This is a genomic window from Xanthomonas maliensis (assembly GCF_009192945.1).
Classification (GTDB): Bacteria; Pseudomonadota; Gammaproteobacteria; order Xanthomonadales; family Xanthomonadaceae; genus Xanthomonas; species Xanthomonas maliensis.
Genome location: NZ_NSET01000044.1, coordinates 51,067 through 71,897, shown reverse-complemented (window position 1 = coordinate 71,897; position 20,831 = coordinate 51,067). Strand labels below are relative to the sequence as shown.

General features: G+C 65.8%; 19 protein-coding genes and 1 tRNA gene. 17 read left to right on the top strand and 3 right to left on the bottom strand.

Annotated elements, in window-relative coordinates:
• The first annotated feature begins 29 nt into the window (after positions 1 to 29).
• Positions 30 to 1,868 carry an ArnT family glycosyltransferase gene (locus CKY51_RS13495; RefSeq protein ID WP_022974638.1) on the top strand — a complete coding sequence of 613 codons (1,839 nt, stop codon included), beginning with the start codon at positions 30 to 32 and terminating at the stop codon, positions 1,866 to 1,868.
• A 209-nt stretch (positions 1,869 to 2,077) separates the two neighbouring features.
• On the opposite strand, the gene CKY51_RS13490 is transcribed toward CKY51_RS13495, so the two are convergent.
• A complete protein-coding gene (locus tag CKY51_RS13490) occupies positions 2,078 to 2,653 on the bottom strand; it encodes a Maf family protein (protein ID WP_031341021.1) in 576 nt (191 codons plus the stop codon).
• Between the two features lie 106 nt (positions 2,654 to 2,759).
• Between CKY51_RS13490 and CKY51_RS13485 the strand changes: the two genes are divergently transcribed.
• The 13 genes from CKY51_RS13485 to CKY51_RS13425 all read left to right on the top strand — a co-directional run bounded on the left by CKY51_RS13485 (position 2,760) and on the right by CKY51_RS13425 (position 13,402).
• Entirely contained in the window at positions 2,760 to 3,269 is a 510-nt protein-coding gene (locus CKY51_RS13485) for a YceD family protein (protein ID WP_031341020.1), read from the top strand.
• A 97-nt stretch (positions 3,270 to 3,366) separates the two neighbouring features.
• A complete protein-coding gene (gene rpmF, locus CKY51_RS13480) occupies positions 3,367 to 3,561 on the top strand; it encodes a 50S ribosomal protein L32 (protein ID WP_022974635.1) in 195 nt (64 codons plus the stop codon).
• Between the two features lie 92 nt (positions 3,562 to 3,653).
• Entirely contained in the window at positions 3,654 to 4,631 is a 978-nt protein-coding gene (locus tag CKY51_RS13475; RefSeq protein WP_022974634.1) for a beta-ketoacyl-ACP synthase III, read from the top strand.
• Positions 4,632 to 5,011: 380 nt separating this feature from the next.
• The gene (locus tag CKY51_RS13470) at positions 5,012 to 5,452 is read left to right on the top strand and encodes an MEKHLA domain-containing protein (RefSeq protein ID WP_022974633.1); all 441 of its coding nucleotides are present in this window, start codon (positions 5,012 to 5,014) and stop codon (positions 5,450 to 5,452) included.
• Positions 5,453 to 5,671: 219 nt separating this feature from the next.
• Complete coding sequence (gene fabD, locus CKY51_RS13465; RefSeq protein WP_022974632.1) at positions 5,672 to 6,616, top strand: ACP S-malonyltransferase; 945 nt, start codon at positions 5,672 to 5,674, stop codon at positions 6,614 to 6,616.
• Positions 6,617 to 6,696: 80 nt separating this feature from the next.
• Entirely contained in the window at positions 6,697 to 7,440 is a 744-nt protein-coding gene (gene fabG / locus CKY51_RS13460; protein WP_022974631.1) for a 3-oxoacyl-ACP reductase FabG, read from the top strand.
• A 140-nt stretch (positions 7,441 to 7,580) separates the two neighbouring features.
• On the top strand, positions 7,581 to 7,820 hold the full coding sequence (gene acpP / locus CKY51_RS13455; RefSeq protein WP_002814322.1) for an acyl carrier protein: 240 nt from the start codon (positions 7,581 to 7,583) through the stop codon (positions 7,818 to 7,820).
• A 147-nt stretch (positions 7,821 to 7,967) separates the two neighbouring features.
• On the top strand, positions 7,968 to 9,203 hold the full coding sequence (gene fabF, locus CKY51_RS13450; RefSeq protein WP_152249358.1) for a beta-ketoacyl-ACP synthase II: 1,236 nt from the start codon (positions 7,968 to 7,970) through the stop codon (positions 9,201 to 9,203).
• A 175-nt stretch (positions 9,204 to 9,378) separates the two neighbouring features.
• Positions 9,379 to 10,734, top strand: coding sequence for an aminodeoxychorismate synthase component I (locus CKY51_RS13445; RefSeq protein ID WP_022974629.1), 1,356 nt, complete (start codon positions 9,379 to 9,381; stop codon positions 10,732 to 10,734).
• A 66-nt stretch (positions 10,735 to 10,800) separates the two neighbouring features.
• Positions 10,801 to 11,859 carry an endolytic transglycosylase MltG gene (mltG, locus tag CKY51_RS13440; RefSeq protein ID WP_152249357.1) on the top strand — a complete coding sequence of 353 codons (1,059 nt, stop codon included), beginning with the start codon at positions 10,801 to 10,803 and terminating at the stop codon, positions 11,857 to 11,859.
• Positions 11,856 to 12,821: a DNA polymerase III subunit delta' gene (locus CKY51_RS13435; RefSeq protein WP_022974627.1), complete on the top strand. Its 966-nt coding sequence runs from the start codon at positions 11,856 to 11,858 to the stop codon at positions 12,819 to 12,821. The genes mltG and CKY51_RS13435 overlap by 4 nt, the downstream gene beginning before the upstream one ends.
• On the top strand, positions 12,818 to 13,171 hold the full coding sequence (locus CKY51_RS13430; RefSeq protein ID WP_031341016.1) for a PilZ domain-containing protein: 354 nt from the start codon (positions 12,818 to 12,820) through the stop codon (positions 13,169 to 13,171). Before CKY51_RS13435 ends, CKY51_RS13430 begins: the two co-directional genes overlap by 4 nt.
• Before the next feature lie 156 nt (positions 13,172 to 13,327).
• Positions 13,328 to 13,402: transfer RNA gene (locus CKY51_RS13425), tRNA-Val, on the top strand.
• 505 nt (positions 13,403 to 13,907) lie between these two features.
• Here the strand turns inward: CKY51_RS13425 and CKY51_RS22725 are convergent.
• Together CKY51_RS22725 and prpR are read right to left on the bottom strand one after the other, a co-directional pair.
• A complete protein-coding gene (locus CKY51_RS22725) occupies positions 13,908 to 16,016 on the bottom strand; it encodes a hypothetical protein (RefSeq protein WP_244952540.1) in 2,109 nt (702 codons plus the stop codon).
• Between the two features lie 251 nt (positions 16,017 to 16,267).
• Positions 16,268 to 17,857 (bottom strand): propionate catabolism operon regulatory protein PrpR, encoded by a 1,590-nt coding sequence (gene prpR, locus CKY51_RS13415; protein WP_022974625.1) that lies wholly within the window; start codon positions 17,855 to 17,857, stop codon positions 16,268 to 16,270.
• Between the two features lie 145 nt (positions 17,858 to 18,002).
• Here prpR and prpB point away from each other — a divergent pair, with 145 nt between their 5' ends.
• The 3 genes from prpB to prpC are packed head-to-tail and all read left to right on the top strand — an operon-like array spanning position 18,003 to position 20,744.
• The gene (prpB, locus tag CKY51_RS13410) at positions 18,003 to 18,899 is read left to right on the top strand and encodes a methylisocitrate lyase (protein WP_022974624.1); all 897 of its coding nucleotides are present in this window, start codon (positions 18,003 to 18,005) and stop codon (positions 18,897 to 18,899) included.
• A gap of 32 nt (positions 18,900 to 18,931) precedes the next feature.
• Complete coding sequence (locus CKY51_RS13405) at positions 18,932 to 19,537, top strand: DUF1003 domain-containing protein (protein ID WP_152249356.1); 606 nt, start codon at positions 18,932 to 18,934, stop codon at positions 19,535 to 19,537.
• Between the two features lie 40 nt (positions 19,538 to 19,577).
• Positions 19,578 to 20,744: a bifunctional 2-methylcitrate synthase/citrate synthase gene (gene prpC / locus CKY51_RS13400; protein ID WP_152249355.1), complete on the top strand. Its 1,167-nt coding sequence runs from the start codon at positions 19,578 to 19,580 to the stop codon at positions 20,742 to 20,744.
• Positions 20,745 to 20,831 lie beyond the last annotated feature (87 nt).

Sequence of the window (20,831 nt, the reverse complement as noted above, 5' to 3'; positions counted from 1 at the left end):
TCCATTGAATGAGAAGGGTGCGAGAAGCAATGCAGGGGGATCAACGCGCGCAACGCACCTTCGTGATCCTGTGGACACTGGCGACAGCCGTCAAGCTGTTGATCGCGGCACGCTTGCCGCTGTTCGTGGACGAGGCGTTCTATTGGCAGGAAGGCCAGCACTTGGCCGCTGCGTATTCCGACCTGCCTGGATTGACCGCTTGGCTGACGCGACTGGGCGTGACGCTGGGCGGTCACCATTTGCTGGCGTTGCGGCTGCCGTTCCTGGCGATCGCTGCGCTGCTGCCGTGGCTGGTTGCCCATATCGCCACGCGCTGGTTCGGTTCCACGCTGGGCTGGCAGGCCGGCAGCCTCACCTTGCTGATGCCGCTGTCGGCCACGCTCGGCATTCTGGCCGTGCCCGATGTGCCGCTGGCGCTGGCGGCCGTGCTCTGCATGGATGCCGGCGCCCGGCTGCTGCGCGAGGTGGACGCGACCAGCGCGCTGGAGCTCGCTGTCGGCTTGGTCATCGGCGCCTTGAGTCACTATCGCTTCATTGGCGTCATCGGTGTGGGCTGCATCGCCTTGCTGTGCATCCCGCAAGGACGCGCCGTATTGCGCGATCCGCGCATCTGGATGGCGCTCACGGTCGGCGCTGTCAGCTGGTTGCCGCTGTTGATCTGGAATACCGATCACGACGATGCCGGGCTGCGATTCCAGTTGGTCGATCGTCATCCGTGGCGTTTCCAGATCGCCGGGGTTGGGTTCCTGTTGATCCAGGCCGCGTTCGTGACGCCGTTGCTGGCCTGGGCGATGCTCAAGGTTGCCCTGGCGGGGACCCGCAGCGGCGGCGGCTCGCGCGCGCAATGGCGCTACTTCGGTCTGCTGGGCGGTATTTCGACGCTGGCGATCTTCCTGCTGGGCTTCTTCAGCGATAGCGAACGGATCAGTTTCCATTGGCCGCTGCCGGGCTATCTGTCCTTGCTGGTAGCGGTGCCGGTCATCTTGATGCGCTGGCCATTGCGGCTGCGACGCGCAGCCTGGTGGATGGCGCTGGTGGGCACGATCGGCGCGTACGGTTATTACCTGGCTGTCTCGGTGCCTGCGTTGCGCGCCCACACGGCAGGCGAGAAGTACTATCCGCGCAATTTCGCCGGCTGGGAGCAGCTGGCCGCGGCGGTGCGCCGGGAGCTGGCGCAGATGCCGCCGGACACCCGCGTGCTGGCGGAAAATTTCAAGGTCGGTGCCGAGCTTGGTTACCAGTTGCGCAACCCGGCGATCGCGGTGTTGCCCGCCCCGTTGAACGAGCGTCATGGGCGCAGCGCGCAACTGCTGCAGTGGGGCCTGCTGGGCAATGCCGAAGGCCGGCCGCGGCTGCTGGTGTTGTCGCCCAGCGACCAGCGCTATCGCGAGCTCCTGAAGCGCTATCACGCCATCTGCGCGCTGGTCGGTCCGCTGCCGTCACCGACGCTGGTTTCGATCGATCACGGTTACCAGCGCTTTTTGCTGTTCAAGTTGCCGGCGCAGCGCCTGCCCGGTCCATGCGTCACGCCAGCGATGGCCTGGGTCGACACTCCGATTGCCGACGCGACCGTATCCGGGCAGGTGCAGGTGAACGGCTGGGCATTCAAGGACGGAGTCGGCCTGGCTGGCGTGGACGTGCTGCTGGATGGGCGCGTCGCCGCCAAGGCGCGCTACGGGCGCACGCTGGACGTTCGGCCGTACTGGAAGATCTCCACCGACCCGCAACACCCCCAGGTCGGCTTCGAGGCTGTGCTGGATACCCGTACGCTGGCGTCCGGCACCCACTGGCTGGGGTTGCGGCTGCATGGCCAGGACGGTAGCGTCGAAGAGTGGTGGGAGCAGCCGGTGCGCATTTCCCAGCCCTGATTCAGGGCTGCCAGGTCGCGCGTGCTGCATACCGGCGCACGTCTGGAATCGCGGCCGCGGAGTGGTGCGGTCGGGTCATGCTAAACGGGTGCCGAAGGGGCTGTGCAATGCGTGCAGATGCATCGGCACGGGGTGGGCGAAGGCCTGCAGCGCAAGCTTGCGTCGCTGCCTCTTCGTTCTGGTGGCTGTTCAAGCCCGGGTGGGCGCGCTCAAGGCAGCGCGAACCCCGCCTGCCGGAGTAGCCCGGCCAGCGCGATCAACGGGAGTCCTACCAGTCCGGTGGGATCGCTGGAGTGGATGGCGTCGAACAGGGTGATGCCCAGTCCCTCGCATTTGAAACTGCCGGCGCAGTCCAGTGCGGGCTCGGCGGCGAGGTAGCGCTCGATCTCGGCCGGCGCCAATGAGCGCAGTCGAACCTCGGTCAGATCCAGCGCCTGCAGGTGCTGCTGCGGGCCGATCAGGCTGACCGCGGTATGGAAGCGGACGCTGTGGCCGGACATGGCGCTCAATTGCGCGTGCGCCTGCGCCAAGGTGCCGGGTTTGCCCAGGGCCTGGCCGTCCAGATCGGCGACCTGGTCCGAGCCAATCACCCAGGCCTCTGGCGCGTGCGTGGCCACTGCGGCGGCCTTTTCGGCTGCCAGGCGCACGGCCAGGGCATGCGGGGACTCGCCCGGCTGCGGCTGCTCGTCCACGTCCGGGCGAGCGGTGTCGAAAGGCAATTGCAGCCGCTCCAGCAAGGCGCGCCGATACATCGAGGTGGAGGCGAGGATCAGCCGTGGCATGATGACGAACCCGCAGGAAGGGCAGGGGAGTCTGCCTGGAGGCTGTTGCGCGGGCAAACCCGGACTGGATTTGACACGCCGCCGCCGGGTCTTTAACATTCTGCGGCTTATGTCCGCGAACGTGCCCGAAATGCTGGATGCTTGGCGGATGGTCGCAGCGCGCAGGCGCTTCGATGGCCGTATCCCGCTCTCCGCGATGACGCGTCTGCAGGGAAGTCTGGTCGATACCGAGGGCGAATGCAGTTATTCGCTCGAGTTCGGCCAGGATGACCTGCTGAAGGTCGCCTACATTCAGCTCAGTGTCGATGCCGCGCTTCCGCTGGCCTGCCAGCGCAGCCTGCAGCGCTTCCTGTTTCCGGTCCAGGTCAGTCAGCGTCTGGGGCTGATCCGGGACGAGGCCGAGGAAGCGGCGTTGCCGCCTGATTACGAGGCGTTGCTGGTGCCTGACGATGGCATGCTGCGCGTCGCGGATTTGGTGGAAGACGAGCTGGTATTGTCGGTGCCGGTCGTGCCGATGGCGCCGGGGAGTGAAGCGGTCGACGCCGAATGGGTGCCGACGCGGGAAGAGCAGGACAAGGCCAGCCCCTTCGCGGCGCTGGCCGCGTTGAAGAAACAGTAGCCGCCGCTGTAAAGGGCGGAAACACGGGTCGGCGTGGGCGGCAGCGTCCTGTACGACTCAACAGACACGTTATCGAACCGAGTTTTGGAGCAATCCCATGGCTGTGCAGAAATCCCGAGTCACCCCGTCCCGTCGCGGCCAGCGTCGTTCGCACGACGCCCTGAGCGCCAAGCAGCTGTCGACCGATCCGACCAGCGGCGAGACCCATCTGCGCCACCATGTCACCGCTGACGGTTACTACCGCGGCAAGAAGGTGATCACGACCAAGTCCTCGGTCGTCCAGGAAGATTGATCCGTGGCGCCCGCCGCGCATTGCCGGCGGGCGACCCCCGATGTAGCACCCGGAGCCGCCAGTCTCGCGCGGCTCCTGCAACAGGACAGACTATGAGCAAGCGGATCTATTCCAGGATCGCGGGCACGGGCAGCTATTTGCCCGAAAAGGTGTTGACCAACGATGATCTCGCCACCATCGTCGACACCAGCGATGAATGGATCCGCACGCGCACCGGCATCCGCGAGCGCCACATCGTCGCCGACGACCAGACCACCAGCGATCTGGCGTATTTCGCCGCGTTGAAGGCAATGGAAGCGGCCGGCGTGACTGCCGAGCAGATCGATCTGATTGTCGTCGGCACGACCACGCCCGACCTGATCTTCCCGTCGACCGCCTGCCTGCTGCAGGCCCGGCTGGGCGCGCTCGGCTGCGGCGCACTGGATGTCAATGCGGCGTGCTCTGGTTTCGTCTACGCGCTCAGCGTGGCCGACAAGTTCGTCCGCAGCGGCGATGCCAAGACCGTGCTGGTCGTCGGTGCCGAGACCTTGACCCGGATCGTCGACTGGACCGATCGCACCACCTGCGTGCTGTTCGGCGACGGTGCCGGTGCGGTGGTGCTCAAGGCCGACGAGGACACCGGCATCCTCAGCACGCACCTGCATGCCGATGGCAGCAAGAAGGAGCTGTTGTGGGATCCGGTGGGCGTGTCGGTGGGCTTCGGCGAAGGCAAGAACGGCGGCGGCGCGCTGTTGATGAAGGGCAACGACGTCTTCAAATACGCGGTCAAGGCGCTGGATTCGGTGGTCGACGAGACCCTGGCCGCCAACGGCCTGGACAAGCACGACCTGGATTGGCTGATCCCGCACCAAGCCAATCTGCGCATCATCGAAGCCACCGCCAAACGGCTGGAGCTGCCGATGGAGCAAGTGGTGGTGACGGTCGATCGCCATGGCAACACCTCTTCGGCCTCGGTGCCGCTGGCGCTGGACGAGGCGGTCCGCTCCGGGCGGGTACAACGCGGCCAATTGCTGCTGTTGGAAGCCTTCGGCGGCGGTTTCACCTGGGGCTCGGCGCTGCTGCGCTACTGAGGACGCCGCGTCCTGCCTTGGCGGCGGTCGACGCGTCCCCACTGTCCTTCGGGCGGCGAGCGCACTTGGCGGCGAGCTGCCGCCATGCGATCGATCTGATCGTCGTCGATACACGGTGGCGCGTGATGCCGCACTGCTGAGTGCGCTCGATACTTTCGCTCAGAAAGACGGCTGCCCCGCTGCTCCCGTCTCGAGGGACATCGTGCTCGGTCACGTCTTGAGAATCGTCGGCTACCCAGCGGCCATCCTGGCTCGCGGCGCAGGCTCGCCGAGCGCCTCGTCGCTGGCAGCTGCAGCCGCGGGGATCGACTGTTCGTTCGCCGCGCCGGGCGTGCCGGTCCAGCGCCAGGCCTTGGCTGCGGAGGCGTTAGCCTCGCCGCATGCGCCTCGCCGACGATCCCGCCTTCTTCGCTCTGCTGACCGGCAGTTTCCATCGGCTGCTCGGCCAACCGCTGCTTGCCGATCCGGTGCTCGGGCCCGACTGGTTGTATCGCCAGGCGCCGTTTGCGCTGCTGGCGCACGACACCGCCGCCGACCCGCTGTTCATCTACGCCAATCTGACCGCACAGCGGCTGTTCGGTTATGACTGGGAGGCCTTCATGGCGATGCCCTCGCGACGGTCTGCCGAGCGTCCCGAACAGGCAGAACGCCAGCGCCTGCTCGCGGCGGTCGCTCGCGATGGTTACGTCAAGCACTATGCGGGTGTCCGAATCGCCAAGGACGGGACCCGCTTCGCCATTACCGATGGGGTGGTCTGGCAACTGATCGACGCGCAGGGGCGCCTGCACGGACAGGCGGCTGCGTTTCCCTTGTCTGTCTGAGTGCATCGATGCGACGTCCGCGCGCGGGGCGGTGGCGGCCGGATCAGCCCGCGCGTGCTGCGCGGCGAAGGCGGGTAGTCACGCATGGGGTGTCGGTTGCGAGAGCGGCGCAGCCGCCGCCCTGGCAGTGCCGGCCGGTGCTTGCATACGCGTCAGTACAGACGCCAGGACGATTTCGCACGTATCATCCCGGCTCGATTTTTGTAGGGCAGCCACCGCGTGACCGACTCCACTCTCGCCTTCGTTTTCCCTGGGCAGGGCTCACAGTCCCTAGGGATGCTGGCCGAACTGTCCGAGCTGCATCCGCAGATTCGCGAAACGTTTGCCGAAGCCTCCGATGGCGCCGGTGTCGACCTGTGGGCGCTGTCGCAGGGCGGCCCGGAAGAAATGCTCAATCGCACCGAATATACCCAGCCGGCGCTGCTGGCGGCGGGTGTGGCGGTGTGGCGGCTGTGGACCACGCAGCGCGGCGAGCGTCCGTCGCTGTTGGCCGGGCATAGCCTGGGCGAATACACCGCCCTGGTCGCCTCTGGTGCCTTGTCGCTGCGCGACGGCGCCCACCTGGTGCGCTTGCGCGGCCAGTTCATGCAGGCCGCTGCGCCGGCCGGCGTCGGTGCAATGGCGGCGGTCCTGGGCGCCGAGGATGCCGTCGTGCAGGACGTCTGTGAGCAGGCGTCCGGCAGCGAGGTCGTGGTGCCGGCCAACTTCAATTCGCCCGGTCAGATCGTCATCGGCGGCCACGCCGCAGCGGTGGATCGCGCGCTGGCGCTGCTGGCCGAGCGCGGTGTGCGCAAGGCGGTCAAGCTGGCGGTGAGCGTTCCCTCGCACACGCCGTTGATGCGCGATGCCGCCAACCAGCTCGGTGAGGCGATGGCCGGGCTGAGCTGGCAGGCCTCGCAGATCCCGGTGGTGCAGAACGTCGATGCGCGTGTGCATGAGGGCAGCGAGGCGATTCGCCAGGCGCTGGTGCAGCAGCTGTATCTGCCGGTGCAATGGACCGGTTGCGTGCAGACGCTGGCTGCCCGCGGCATCACTCGGGTTGCCGAATGCGGCCCCGGCAAGGTGCTGAGCGGCTTGATCAAGCGCATCGACAAGGGGCTGGACGCGCGTTCGCTGGCCACGCCCGCTGAGTACTCCGGTGCGCTCGATGCCTGGGTGCACTGAACCGACCCACGCAGTTTCCGCACGACCCTCTCGACGCTCGCGGCCATGATCGCGACGTCCCCCTTCGAGGAACAGCCATCATGAGCAAGCCTTTGCAGGGCGAAATCGCCCTGGTCACCGGTGCCAGCCGCGGTATCGGTGCGGCGATCGCCGACACCCTGGCCGCCCACGGCGCCACCGTTATCGGCACGGCCACCTCGGCGGCCGGTGCCAGCGCCATCGGCGAGCGCCTGTCCGCCCATGGCGGCCATGGGCGCGAACTCAACGTGACCGATGCCGCCGCGATCGAGTCGCTGATCGATGCGATCGGCAAGGAATTCGGCGCCGTCTCGATCCTGGTCAACAACGCCGGCATCACCCGCGACAATCTGTTGATGCGGATGAAGGACGACGACTGGCAGTCGATCATCGACACCAATCTGAGCAGCGTCTACCGCACCTCGAAAGCGGTGATGCGCGGCATGATGAAGGCGCGCAAGGGCCGCATCATCAATATCGCCTCGGTGGTCGGCGTGACCGGCAATCCCGGTCAGACCAATTACGCGGCAGCCAAGGCCGGCATCATCGCCTTCTCCAAGTCGCTGGCCAAGGAGATCGGTTCGCGCGGCGTCACCGTCAACGTGGTCGCGCCCGGCTTCATCGATACCGACATGACCAAGGCGCTGCCGGAAGAGGCCAAGGCCGGCTTGCTGCAGCAGATCGCCCTGGGTCATCTCGGCCAGGCCGAGGACATCGCCAACGCGGTGGCCTTCCTGGCCGGCCCGACCGCCCGCTACATCACTGGCGAGACCCTGCACGTCAACGGTGGCATGTACATGCCCTAGGCAGGCCTAAGTGGCTGATCGGCCGGGGTTTGTGATGCAATGCAAGGCCCGGGCGCTTCCACTACACTATCCAACGCGGCCATCGCAGCCCGATGGCGTTTGTTTTGTACCACCACTACTCCATCTGGAGCGATATCTCAATGAGCACCATCGAAGAACGCGTCAAGAAAATCGTCGTCGAGCAACTCGGCGTCAAGGAAGAGGAAGTCACCACCAGCGCATCGTTCGTCGATGACCTGGGTGCCGACTCGCTGGACACCGTCGAGCTGGTGATGGCGCTGGAAGAAGAGTTCGAGTGCGAAATCCCGGACGAGGAAGCCGAGAAGATCACCTCGGTCCAGCAGGCGATCGATTACGTCAAGGCTCACGTCAAGAGCTGATGCGTTGTTCCTGGCGGCAGTGGCGCGCCGATGGCCGCTGCTGCGTCAGACATCCATGGGGCCGCTGATGCGGCCCTGTGTTTTTCCGCTGCGAGTACAAACCACAAAACTGCAAGCACCATGCGTCCGGTGGTGAGGAGATCTGCAATGAGTCGTCGTGTTGTCGTTACCGGCATGGGCATGGTGTCGCCGCTGGGCAATGATCTGGCCACCAGCTGGGATGGAATCATCCATGGGCGCTCAGGAATCGGCCCGATCACGCAGATCGATGCCTCGCAGTTCACCACCAAGATCGCCGGCGAGATCAAGGGCTTCGATCCCACCATCTTCGTGTCTCCCAAGGACGCCAAGAAGATGGATTCCTTCATCCACTACGGCGTCGGCGCCTCGTTCATGGCGCTGGACGATTCCGGCCTGGAAATCACCGAGGCCAATGCCGAACGCATCGGAGCCATTCTGGGCTCGGGCATCGGCGGCCTGCTCGGCATTGAAGAACAGACCATCAAATTCCACGAGGGCGGCGCGCGCAAGATCTCGCCGTTCTACGTTCCCAGTACCATCATCAACATGTTGCCGGGCCAGGTGAGCCTGATCAAAGGCCTGAAAGGACCGACGTTCTCGGCGGTGTCGGCCTGCGCCACCTCCAATCATTCGATCGGTACGGCGATGCGCATGATCCAGCACGGCGATGCCGACGTGATGCTGGCCGGCGGCGCCGAGCGCGGCTCTTCGCCCAGCTCGGTCGGCGGCTTCTGCTCGATGAAGGCCATGTCCACCCGCAACGACGATCCGGCCGGCGCGTCGCGCCCGTGGGATACCCAGCGCGACGGCTTCGTGCTCGGCGACGGTGCCGGCGTGCTGGTGCTGGAAGAGTACGAACACGCCAAGGCGCGCGGCGCGCGGATCTACGCCGAGCTGGTCGGCTTCGGCGCCAGCTCCGATGCTTTCCACATGACCGCGCCCAGCGAGGACGGCGAAGGCGCCGCACGCAGCATGAACGCCGCGTTGCGCGACGCCAAGCTCAACCCCGAGCAGGTCGGCTACCTCAACGCGCATGGCACCTCCACGCCGCTGGGCGACCTGGCCGAGACCCTGGCGATGAAGCGCGCCCTGGGCGACCACGCCTACAAGACCATGGTCAGCTCGACCAAGTCGATGACCGGCCACCTGCTCGGCGCGGCTGGCGGCGTCGAGGCGATCTTCTCGGTGATGGCGCTGCACACCGGCATCATCCCGCCGACCATCAACCTGGAGCAGCCCAGCGAAGGCTGCGATCTGGACTATGTGCCGAATGTGGCGCGCGAGGCCAAGGTCGACGTGGTGATGTCCAACGGCTTCGGCTTCGGCGGCACCAACGGCACGCTGGTATTCCAGCGCGTCTAAGCCAGCGTTCGCCCGGCGGCCGCCCGGCCGCTTCGGCGCCTTCAAGCGCAGGACATGGTCGCTCGCCACGTCCGCCTGCGTTGCCTGCTTCCACCACCATCCCCGGTTCGCGCGCGCGGTCAGTGCATCGCCCGCGTGCCATGCCCGTCTCCCGCACCCACGCCACCCCAGGCCGATGACGCTGACCAGACCCTTGCACGCGGACGTCGATCTGCTGGCCTTGCATCGGCTCGCGCCGCAGCGCTATCCGGTCTTGCTGGAATCCACTGCATGCGGCACCGCGCATGGCCGCTGGGACATGCTGCTGTTGGCCGACGGCGGCCGTCTGCAGCTGGATGTGGACGGCCGTGTGCGCGATGAGGCAGGCCAGGTCCGCGCAGGCGGCTTTCTGGCGGCGCTGGATGCGGCCTGGCGGGCGCTGCGCGTGCCGCGCGATGCCACCAGCCCGTGGCCCTTCCGCGGCGGTTGGGCACTGTTGCTGGACTACGAGCTGGCCGCGCAGGTCGAGCCTGTGCTGCAGTTGCCCGCGCGCACGGATGGCCTGCCGTCGGCGTTGGCGCTGCGCACGCCGGCCGCGGTGTTGCGCGACCGCAGCAGCGGTCAGTGCGTGGCGCTGGCCGAACCGGGGCGGGAGGATCTATTGGCCCGCATCGCCGACGACATCCTTGCGTGCGCCACGCTGCCGCCACTGCCGGCCTGGGTCGGGCCGGCAGCCGTCGACGAGGATGTGCCGCAGGACTTCACCGCCGCGGTGGCGCGGGTGCTCGACTACCTGGCTGCCGGCGATGTGTTCCAGGCCAATATCTCGCGTGCCTGGAGTGCGCGGTTCGATGTCGCCGTGGCGCCAGCCGCGTTGCACGCGCGCCTGCGCATCGCCAACCCGGCGCCGTTCGCCGGACTGTTCGTCGCTGCCGGCCGTGCGGTGGTCAGCTCCTCGCCAGAGCGGCTGGTCTCGGTGCAGGGCGAGCTGGTGCAGACACGCCCGATCGCAGGCACGCGCGCGCGCTTTGCCGGCGACGACGATGCTGAGCACATCCGCGAACTGGTCGGTCACCCGAAGGAGCGCGCCGAGCACGTGATGCTGATCGACCTGGAGCGCAACGACCTGGGGCGGTTGTGCGCGCCAGGCACGGTGGAGGTGGACGAACTGATGGGCGTGGAAAGCTACGCGCATGTGCACCACATCGTCAGCAACGTGCGCGGATGTTTGCGTGCGGATGTGAGTCCGGGCGAGGTGATCGCGGCGGTTTTCCCTGGCGGCACCATTACCGGCTGCCCGAAGGTGCGCTGCATGCAGATCATCGCCGAGCTCGAACAGGTCGCGCGCGGCGCCTACACCGGCGCGTTCGGCTGGCTCAATCGCGATGGCGACCTGGATCTGAACATCCTGATCCGCACCGCCGAGGTGGCCGGCACCCAGGTGCGCTTCCGCACCGGCGCCGGCATCGTCGTCGATTCGGACCCCCAACGCGAACTGGACGAGACCCGCGCCAAGGCGCGCGGGCTGCTGCGTGCGCTGGATCCGGCATGAGCGCTTCAACGGGACATCACTGCCGCGCGGTATCCTGCGCGCCGAGTACGCAATGACAAGGGAGCGGTGACGGTGACTGGCAAACGCGGGTGTCTGGCCGTGCTGGGGACGGGGCTGTTGTCCGTCGTGCTGCTGGCGATCCTGGCGCTGGTGGCTTGGCGGCATTACGCCTATTTCGCCGACACGCCGGTGAACGCGCGCGCGCCCAGCGTGGTGATCGCACCGGGCGACTCGCTCAAGACTGCGCTGCACCGCCTGCGCGAGGCCGGCGTGACTGCAGGCACGACGCTGGAGTGGCAGTTGCTGGCGCGCCAGGTCGATGCCGCTGGCAAGCTCAAGGTCGGCGAGTATGCGCTGAGCCCGGCGTTGTCGCCGCGCGCGCTGTTGACCAATATGCGCCAGGGGCGGGTGATCCAGTACCGTTTCACCGTGGTGGAAGGCTGGAACTTCCGCCAGCTGCGTGCGGCCCTGGCCACCGCCACGCCGCTACGGCAGACCCTGGGCACGCTGGACGATGGCGCGTTGATGGCGCGCCTGGGCGCACCGGGGCAGCACCCGGAAGGGCGCTTCCTGCCGGAAACCTATCTGTACCAGCGTGGCGACAGCGACCTGGACATCCTGCGCCGCGCACACGCCGCGATGGAGCAGGCATTGGCGCAGGCCTGGGCGCAGCGTGCGCCCGATCTGCCGCTCGCCTCGCCGGAGCAGGCACTGATCCTGGCCTCGATCATCGAAAAGGAAACCGCGCTGGGCAGCGAGCGGCCGCAGATCGCCGGCGTGTTCCTGCGGCGCCTGCAGCTGGGCATGAAGCTGCAGACCGACCCGACGGTGATCTACGGCATCGGCAGCCGCTACGACGGCAATATCCGCCGCAGCGACCTGACCACCGACACGCCCTACAACACCTATACCCGGACCGGACTGACGCCGACGCCGATCGCGATGCCGGGCCGGCAAGCCCTGCTGGCGGCAGTGCGCCCGGCGCCGGGCGATGCGCTGTACTTCGTCGCGGTCGGCGACGGCAGCGGCGCGCATGCCTTTTCCGCCACGCTGGACGAGCACAACGCCGCGGTGGCGCGCTACCTGCAGCGCCGCCGCCAGCCGCAGACGGAGGCCGGCCGATGAGCGCGCCGACCGACTTTGCGCCCTGGCAGCAGCGAGCCTACGACCAGACCGTCGCCGCGCTCGATGCCGGGAGGCTCGGCCATGGCCTGCTGATCTGCGGTCCGGAAGGGCTGGGCAAGCGCGCAGTCGCGCTGGCGCTGGCCGAACACGTGCTGGCCAGCTCGCCCGACCCGGCGCTGGCCGCGCGGACCCGCCAGCTGATCGCCGCCGGCACGCATCCGGACCTGCAGCTGGTCTCCTTCATTCCCAACCGGACCGGCGACAAGCTGCGCACCGAGATCATCATCGAGCAGGTGCGCGAGATCTCGCAGAAGCTGTCGCTGACGCCGCAATACGGCATCGCCCAGGTGGTGATCGTCGATCCGGCCGACGCGATCAATCGCGCCGCCTGCAATGCCTTGCTGAAGACGCTGGAAGAGCCGGCGCCCGGGCGCTATCTGTGGTTGATCAGCGCGCAACCGGCGCGCTTGCCGGCGACCATCCGCAGCCGCTGCCAACGGCTGGAGTTCAAGCTGCCGCCAACGCACGAGGCGCTGGACTGGCTGCTGGCGCAAGGGGTGGAGGCGCGCGCTGCGCAGGAGGCGCTGGAGGCTGCCCGCGGCCATCCAGGGTTGGCCGCGCAATGGCTGCGCGAGGATGGTCTGGCGGTGCGGCGGGCGGTGGCGCAGGATCTGGAGCGCATCGCCAGCGGCCGCATCGGTGCGGTCGACGTGGCGCAACGCTGGACCAACGACGGCCAGGCCGACGCGCGGCTGCGGCATGCCGCCGACCTGGTGCTGGCGCAGGCATCGGCCGGCTTGACCGATCCGATGCACTTGCACAAGCTGGCGACCTGGTTCGATCAAGCCAATCGCACCCGCGATCTGTTGCGAACCACCGTGCGTGCCGATCTGGCCGTGGCGGAATTGTTGCTGGCCTGGCGCGAGGGAGCGCGTCCGGCCCGATCTAGGGGAACTCGATGAATGCAATGAACGCACGCCAGGGCATCCTGTCATTGGCGCTGAAGGACAAGGCCGCGCTCTATAGCGCCTACATGCCGTTCGTGAAGGGCGGCGGGATCTTCGCCCCGACGCCCAAACGCTACATGCTGGGCGATGACATCTTCCTGATGCTGTCGCTACCCGATTCCAGCGAACGCCTCGGCCTGGCGACCAAGGTCATCTGGACCACCCCGGCCGGCGCCCAGGGCAACCGACCGGCCGGCATCGGCCTGCAGTTCCCCGAAGGACAGGAGGGCGAAGCGGTGCGCAGCAAGATCGAGACCCTGCTGGCCGGCATGACCGGCTCGGACAAGCCGACCCATACGATGTGAGCGCGGCTTGCCGCATCGTCTGTGCTTTCGTATCCCCGGCAGGTGCCAGATCACGTGAAAGGCGCTGGCGGCGGCGCACCACGCGGACGCCAGAGAGCTGGGTCCGGCCTGTTGACGATCGCCGCCGCCGCCCTATAATGGGCGGCTCGCGTCATCGGGCGGTTAGCTCAGCGGTAGAGCATTGCCTTCACACGGCAAGGGTCACAGGTTCGATCCCTGTACCGCCCACCATCGAAATCCAATGGTTCCACGGATTAGAGCGCGAAGAAAAAGCCGGCCAAGTGCCGGCTTTTTTGCGTCTGCGTATGGGATCAGAGGTCAAATACGGACTCTCGCTCGATCCTTTCGATGGCCTCGCAGAGCGCCAGGCAGTCTCTGGCTTGGGTGCGTGCGCGCTGTACGATTGCCTCGATGCACGAGGCTGGCATGATCGCCCGGTTCTCCAGCCAGCTCTCCAGCGTTGTCAAGGAAACCCCGATCTCGCGCGCGGCGGGGGCTCGCCAGCGGGGGCCATAGATGTGAGGGGCAATCGCCTGAAGTGCCTGGAGGCGTGGATACGTACAGGGAATCAGCAGGGTGCTCGATAGTGGGTAGGTGCCTCATTACCGCATATCGATGAAGCGATTCAATGGTCGTCAGCAGGTCAAAAGGCGCGCGGCCGAGCGCTCTGGATAGCTGCTGCAGTACGAGGCTTTGGTCGCTACTGATCCGCACTCGGCCGCTGGCGGCTGTCTGATTATTTCGGCGAGGCGATCATTGCTTGATAGAGCGCGTTGATCGCATGGAATCGCGGTGCTACCTCGATGTCGGAGCGTTTGGCCTTCTGTACGTCCACATGCCACGACATGCCTCGCAAAGACTCCTGGGTGAACGTCATACGCAGTTCGCTTTCCATCAGGCCCCCGGAGGTGACTTGCCAGGTGCCAGGTGGAGAAAAGGCAGTGAAAATGGAGATGTAGGTGATCATTTCGTCCTGCCCGAGTTGCACGGCCTGGTTGGAGGAGAGGCCGGTGAGCTTCCAATCCTCGCTGATCTGCCAGGGCGTTTCCTGGACCGTGCAACTCTTGGGCAGATTTGCAATGCCGAATGCGGCGCGAATCGAATCTGCGCCGCGTTCCTGCAGCCGAGCCCGATCGGTGAGTAGTCCGATCAGATTATCGTGCTTCGCATATTCCCTTTTGATCTCTGTCTCCAGTAGTTGCCTGAAGCGGTTTGCGAAGGTCCGCCAACGCATACGTAAGGGAGTATCGAAGAATTCCCACACCGGAAGGCAATTGTCGTAACCAATGATGTCCCAGGTGGTCGGATCCTCCAGCGACTTGATCCACTCTGTCGGCGATTCCGCCAACCCCGCGGCGCCGCCGATCATATGCAGTCGCCTGCTTGCGGCCTGCTTGCTGTTGCTGATGCTCGACCCTTTGTTGTCCGCGTTGCCAATCTGCGTTTGTGCATCGACTTTGACGCCCACCTCCTTGACCTCTGCTGCCACGTCCTGTTCGAACGTGATCTTCTTCTCATCCTCGATGGAGGTCAGCGATTGGTCGCTTAGCATCTGGTCTTTGATGGTGATCTGCCCGCCAAGCAGATACGTCCTGGGAATCAGGGCGCCCTTGGAGCCAAGGAGGCGCAGCACATCGCTTAGGGCTTGTTCCGGATTCTGCGGGCTTTGTCCAGCGAAGTTTGCACTCCCTTCAAGCGTATCCAGTGCATTCTCGAAGACGGATTGGATGTCCGCGGAAACATGGATCAGCTCGTGAGGCAGGGTGATCGAAGCCTTGGTCACCCGACGTACCGAGGACACATGCACCGAGCGTGTCCGCTGCTTGGTCAGTTGCCGGTTGCTGCTCTGATAGGAGAAGTGGTCTTCGCCGCCTACCATGATGCCGTCCACAGTACCTTCTGCGCCCGCAGCGTAGACCAGCTTGAATGCAGATGAACCGTGCAGATCACGCAGCAGCAAGGACTCGCTGGCCCAGACGTCCTTGATATCCTCGCTGCGCACATTGATTCGGATGCTGGCTTGCAACGCTTGATTGACTGCGGCGCCATCTGCGGCAGGGTCGTGTGGTAGCCCCAGCGAGATGGATTCGTCCTTCAGCGACAGCGCGTTGTCCGCCCTGACCAACAGCGGGAATTTTCCGCGCTTGCGCGCAGAGTCGAAAACCGAATAGGCGGTCTGGGTGCCGCTGGGACTCTTGATTGTCTCACCGCTCTGCAGTGCAGCCTTCCAGAGTTCTTCGAAGGATTTAAACGAGTCGGCCTCCAGCTTGCCTTCTGGAGGTTTCGGCGCGTCGACGACCAAGGCTTGCTTGTTGCTTTTGCGCACTGGCGACGCCTTGGGCGCGGGAGCTGCTGTCTTATCTGGAGTGGCAGATGCGTCGGTACTCTTGGCGGTTGTGGTTTTGATTGTGGTTGTGGTTGTGGATGGCTTGGCTGGTGTCGTCGACGGTGCGTCCGATACGGTTGCGCCTGGAGCCTTCTGGGTTGATGTGCCGGACCGGCCGCTGCTGGCGTCCGTATGCCTGCCCGTACTGGCCGGCGTCGCTGACACCGTTGCGTCGGGCTTGGCGTTGGCCTTTGCTGCGCTCTTGCCTGGCTTTAAAGCGGTTTTGGCTTTCGGTACAGCTGCGATCGTGACCTTGCCGTCGATGGCGATCAGGCTGGCGAGAATTCCGCGTTCCGCTTCCACAGGCAACGCGTCGTCTATTTTCATGAACTGCCAGGCCGGTGGCAGTGAGATACCGAGGCCAGCAATATCTGTTCGCAGTGCCTGCAACGATTTATTGGCGATATCGATGGGCATCTCGTTGATGGCATTGCCTTCTAGGAAAATACGTATCTTCACAGCTGCCCTCCTGGTGTGATCGCTCGGCTATCCAAGACGATGGCATGTGGCTTGATCGCCATTGCGATGCCGTGGATTGATCGAGCATAAGGCAGTGCATCCAAGACATGTGATTGCTAGCGATGTCCGTTGCTACGGTGATGTCTTGCTGTGCGCGGGAGCGGGACTCAAGCGTGATATGCGTCCAGTCCGGGCGGCGAGCGCGAGCGATCGAAGTCGCGAAAGCTAACGAGATGCGTTGCGTCGATGGCTCAACGATCGCCGCGTATCCAACGCCATAGGGTGGTGCGCGATACGCCCAATGCCTGAGCGGCGAGGGTGCGATTGCCGCCGGCATTGTCGAGTGCTGCGCGCACTGCCGCAGCGGTGAGCTGCCTGCGCGATGCAGTCAGCTCGTCCGGCGTTGAGGACTGCGTCGCAGCCCCAGCGTTGCTGGTGTACACATCGAGCAGTTCAGGTGCCCAGCGTTGCAAATGTTCCAGGCTCAGGCGGTGGTGTGCTTGCGCCTTCCAGTGAATGCACAGCCGCTCGACCAGATTGCGCAGTTCGCGGACGTTGCCTGGCCAGGCGTAGCGCTGCAGCCACTGCAGCGTTTCCGGCGCGAGGGGTGAGGCGATGCCGCCCAGCTGCTGGAAATAATGCGCGAGCAATTCGGCGATCGCGTCGGGCCGCTGCCGCAGTGCAGGCAAGACGATGCGCAAGGCGGCCAGGCGATAGAACAGGTCGCGGCGGAACCGCCCCTGTGCGACCAGGTCCTGTAGCGGCTGCAAGCTGGCAGCGATCACGCGTACGTCCACGGGTGTAGGGACGGTGGCACCCACGCGCAGCACTTCGCGTTCTTCCAATACCCGCAGTAGCCGGGTCTGCAACGGCAATGGCAGTTCGCCGATCTCGTCCAGGAACAGGCTGCCCGCGTGGGCGGCTTCGATCAGGCCGGTGTGGCCGCCGCGACGGGCGCCGGTAAAGGCGCCGTCGCTGTAACCGAACAGCTCCGACTCGAGTAGCGCTTCGCTGATCGCGCCGCAGTTGATGGCGACGAAGCGACCACGGCGACGGCTACCGGCGTGCAGCTGACGGGCGACCAATTCCTTGCCGGTGCCGGTCTCGCCGCTGACCAGCACGGTGCCTGCGTGCGGCGCGTACAACTGCACCAACTCGCGCACCTGGCGCATCGGTGCGTCTTCGCCGAGCAGCACGTCGCTGCGTCGCGCTCGCCGGATCGCGCGGCCGCCGCTGCGGTCCTCGCGCGCGGCCGCGGCCAGTGCGAGCGCCTGTTCCAGTGCCTGCCGCACCGAGTCGGCCGAGTACAGCAATACGCCGGGCAGCCCCGCCTGTTCGGCGAAGTCGATCGCCATGCCGGTGCCGACGATGACCTCGATGCCGGCTGCGCGCAGATCGGCGATGCAGTCGCGTGCGTCTTCTGCAGTGACGAAGCGGCGGTGTTCCAGATCCAGTTCGAAGCTGTCCTGGAAATTGCGGAACGAGGGAACGTCGCTGGCGTGGGTGACCACGCCGATGCGGCGGCCGATGCGCCGCGCCCGCGCCAAGGCTTCCAGCAGATCGAAGCCGGTGGCCTGGATGGGCGCCAGCGGCAAGGCCAACCGGCTGCGCAGGTAGGCGGCATTGGAGCCGCCGGCCACCAGCACGTCGCAGCGCTCGCGGCGCAGGCGCTGGCCGATGCGCTCCACCGCCTCGGCGAAGCCGAGATTGACCTGCTCGATGCGCGCGCGTTGGTCGAATTCGGGAATGACATCGGCCAGCAGGCCGGTCAGGCGCGAGACGCTGACGGTCCAGATGATTGGGAGCTCGGTGTCGGCGTTGGGCGGGGATGTGGGCGGCATGACGGCAATGTTACGGGTGTTTCAGATGTTGCGCTTGTTGTTTCAGTGTTGCAACGTATGGCCGTGTGGCGGCTTGCGAATCAATGACTTGGGGTTGGCATGTGATTTGCGATCATGTCGGTGTCTGCCTTCCCAGGATTCCGCCATGACTGCCTCGCCTTCCGCCTCCGCTGGCGCCCGCTTCCGCGTCGCGCTCGCTGCCGAGTCACCGCTGCAGGTGATCGGTGCGATCAACGCCAATCACGCCCTGCTGGCCGAGCGTGCCGGCTTCCAGGCGATCTATTTGTCCGGCGGCGGCGTGGCGGCCGGTTCGCTGGGCTTGCCGGACCTGGGCATCAACACGCTCGAAGACGTATTGATCGACGTGCGCCGCATCACCGATGTCTGCGCGCTGCCGCTGCTGGTGGACGTGGACACCGGCTTCGGCCCGAGTGCGTTCAACATCGAACGCACGATCAAGTCGCTGATCAAGGCCGGTGCGGCTGGTTGCCATATCGAAGACCAGGTCGGCGCCAAGCGCTGCGGTCATCGGCCGGGCAAGGAGATCGTCAGTCAGGGCGAGATGGTGGATCGGGTCAAGGCTGCGGCCGATGCCAAGACCGATCCGGACTTCTTCCTGATCGCGCGCACCGACGCGATCCAGATGGAGGGCGTGGACGCGGCGATCGAACGTGCGATCGCCTGCGTGGAGGCCGGGGCGGACGGCATCTTTGCCGAGGCCGCCTACGATCTGCAGACCTATCAGCGCTTCGTGCAGGCGGTGCAGGTGCCGGTGCTGGCCAATATCACCGAGTTCGGCAAGACCCCGCTGTTCACGCGCGAGCAGTTGGCACAGGCGGGGGTGGCGATCCAGTTGTTCCCGCTGTCGGCCTTCCGTGCGGCCAACAAGGCCGCCGAAGCGGTGTACACGGCGGTCCGCCGCGACGGCCACCAGCAAGCCGTGCTGGAGACGATGCAGACGCGCGAAGAGCTGTACGAGCGCATCGGCTACCACGACTACGAACAGCGCCTGGATGCGCTGTTTGCCCGCAAGGGCGCATGATTCACGCCTGCCTCCCTTGCCCGAGTCCGTGCATGAACACGCAACACGCCGCCACCGCGCGCCCGCGCGGCCGCATCGATCGCCGCAAGACGGCGCAACAGCTGCTGCAGACCGAGCTGGAGAGCCTGCCCCAGGCCGAGCGCGAGGTGGTGGAGCGGTTCATCGCCCGGCGGCATGTGGCGCGCGACATCGTCAAGCAGGCCGATCGGGACCGCTCGCTGGGCGAGCGCATCGCCGATCGCGTTGCCGAGATCGGTGGCAGTTGGAACTTCATCCTGGGCTTTTGTGCGGTGCTGTTGCTGTGGATCGCGCTCAACAGTCTGGTGCTGACGCATGCCTTCGATCCGTATCCCTACATTCTGCTCAATCTGGTGCTGTCCTGCCTGGCGGCGATCCAGGCGCCGGTGATCATGATGAGCCAGAACCGTCAGGCGGCGGTGGACCGCCTGCGTGCGCAGAACGATTACGAAGTGAACATCAAATCCGAACTGGAAATCCTGCAAGTGCACGAAAAGCTCAATCAGCTGCGCGAGCAGGACTGGGCCACTCTGGTGGAGCAGCAGAACCGCCAGATCGCCATGTTGCAGCAGTTGCTCGAGCGCGCCGGCGGCAGTCCTGCCGCCCAATCCGCCCCTTGATCCACATGCGTCGCTAAGACCGCACCCCTGGAGATTTTGCATGAACGACAGCACCACTTCGCAGCCTGCACCCGCCTTCAAGCCGAAGAAGTCTGTGGCCCTGTCCGGCACGGCCGCCGGCAATACCGCGTTGTGCACGGTGGGCCGCAGCGGCAACGACCTGCATTACCGCGGCTACGACATCCTCGATCTGGCCACCACCAGCGAGTTCGAAGAGATCGCCTACCTGCTGGTGCACGGCAAGCTGCCCAATAGCGGCGAGCTGCGCGGTTACAAGGCCAAGCTGCGCTCGCTGCGCGGCGTGCCTGCCGGGGTGAAGGCGGCACTGGAGCAGTTGCCGCCGTCGGCGCATCCGATGGATGTGATGCGCACCGGGGTGTCGGTGCTGGGCTGCCTGCAGCCGGAAAAGGACGACCACAACCATCCCGGCGCGCGCGATATCGCCGACAAACTGATGGCCTCGCTGGGCTCGATGCTGCTGTATTGGTACCACTACAGCCACAACGGCAAGCGCATCGAGGTCGAGACCGACGACGATTCCATCGGCGGGCATTTCCTGCATCTGCTGCACGGGTTTGCGCCGAAGGACTCGTGGGTGCGGGCGATGCACACCAGCCTGATCCTGTACGCTGAGCATGAGTTCAACGCGTCCACGTTCGCCTGCCGGGTGATCGCCGGTACCGGCAGCGATATGTACAGCGCCATCGCCGGCGGCATCGGTGCGCTACGCGGTCCCAAGCATGGTGGCGCCAACGAGGTGGCGTTCGAAGTGCAGAAGCGCTACGACACCCCCGACGAGGCCGAGGCCGACATCAAGGCCCGCGTGGAGCGCAAGGAAGTGGTGATCGGCTTCGGCCATCCGGTCTATACCGTGTCCGATCCGCGCAACAAGGTGATCAAGGAGGTGGCGCGCGAACTGTCCGACGAGCAGGGCAGCCGCAAGATGTACGACATCGCCGAACGCCTGGAAACGGTGATGTGGGACATCAAGAAGATGTTCCCCAACCTCGACTGGTTCAGCGCGGTGAGCTACCACATGATGGGCGTGCCGACGGCGATGTTCACCCCATTGTTCGTGCTGGCGCGTACCGCCGGCTGGAGCGCGCACATCATCGAGCAGCGTATCGACGGCAAGATCATTCGGCCTTCTGCGCATTACACCGGTCCAGAGGATCAGGTGTTCGTGCCGTTGGATCAGCGCTCCTGAGTATCGCTGCCTGCGAGCGGCCCTCATCCGCCCTTCGGGCACCTTCTCCCGCTTTGCGGGAGAAGGGAGAGAGGCGAGACGTACGTG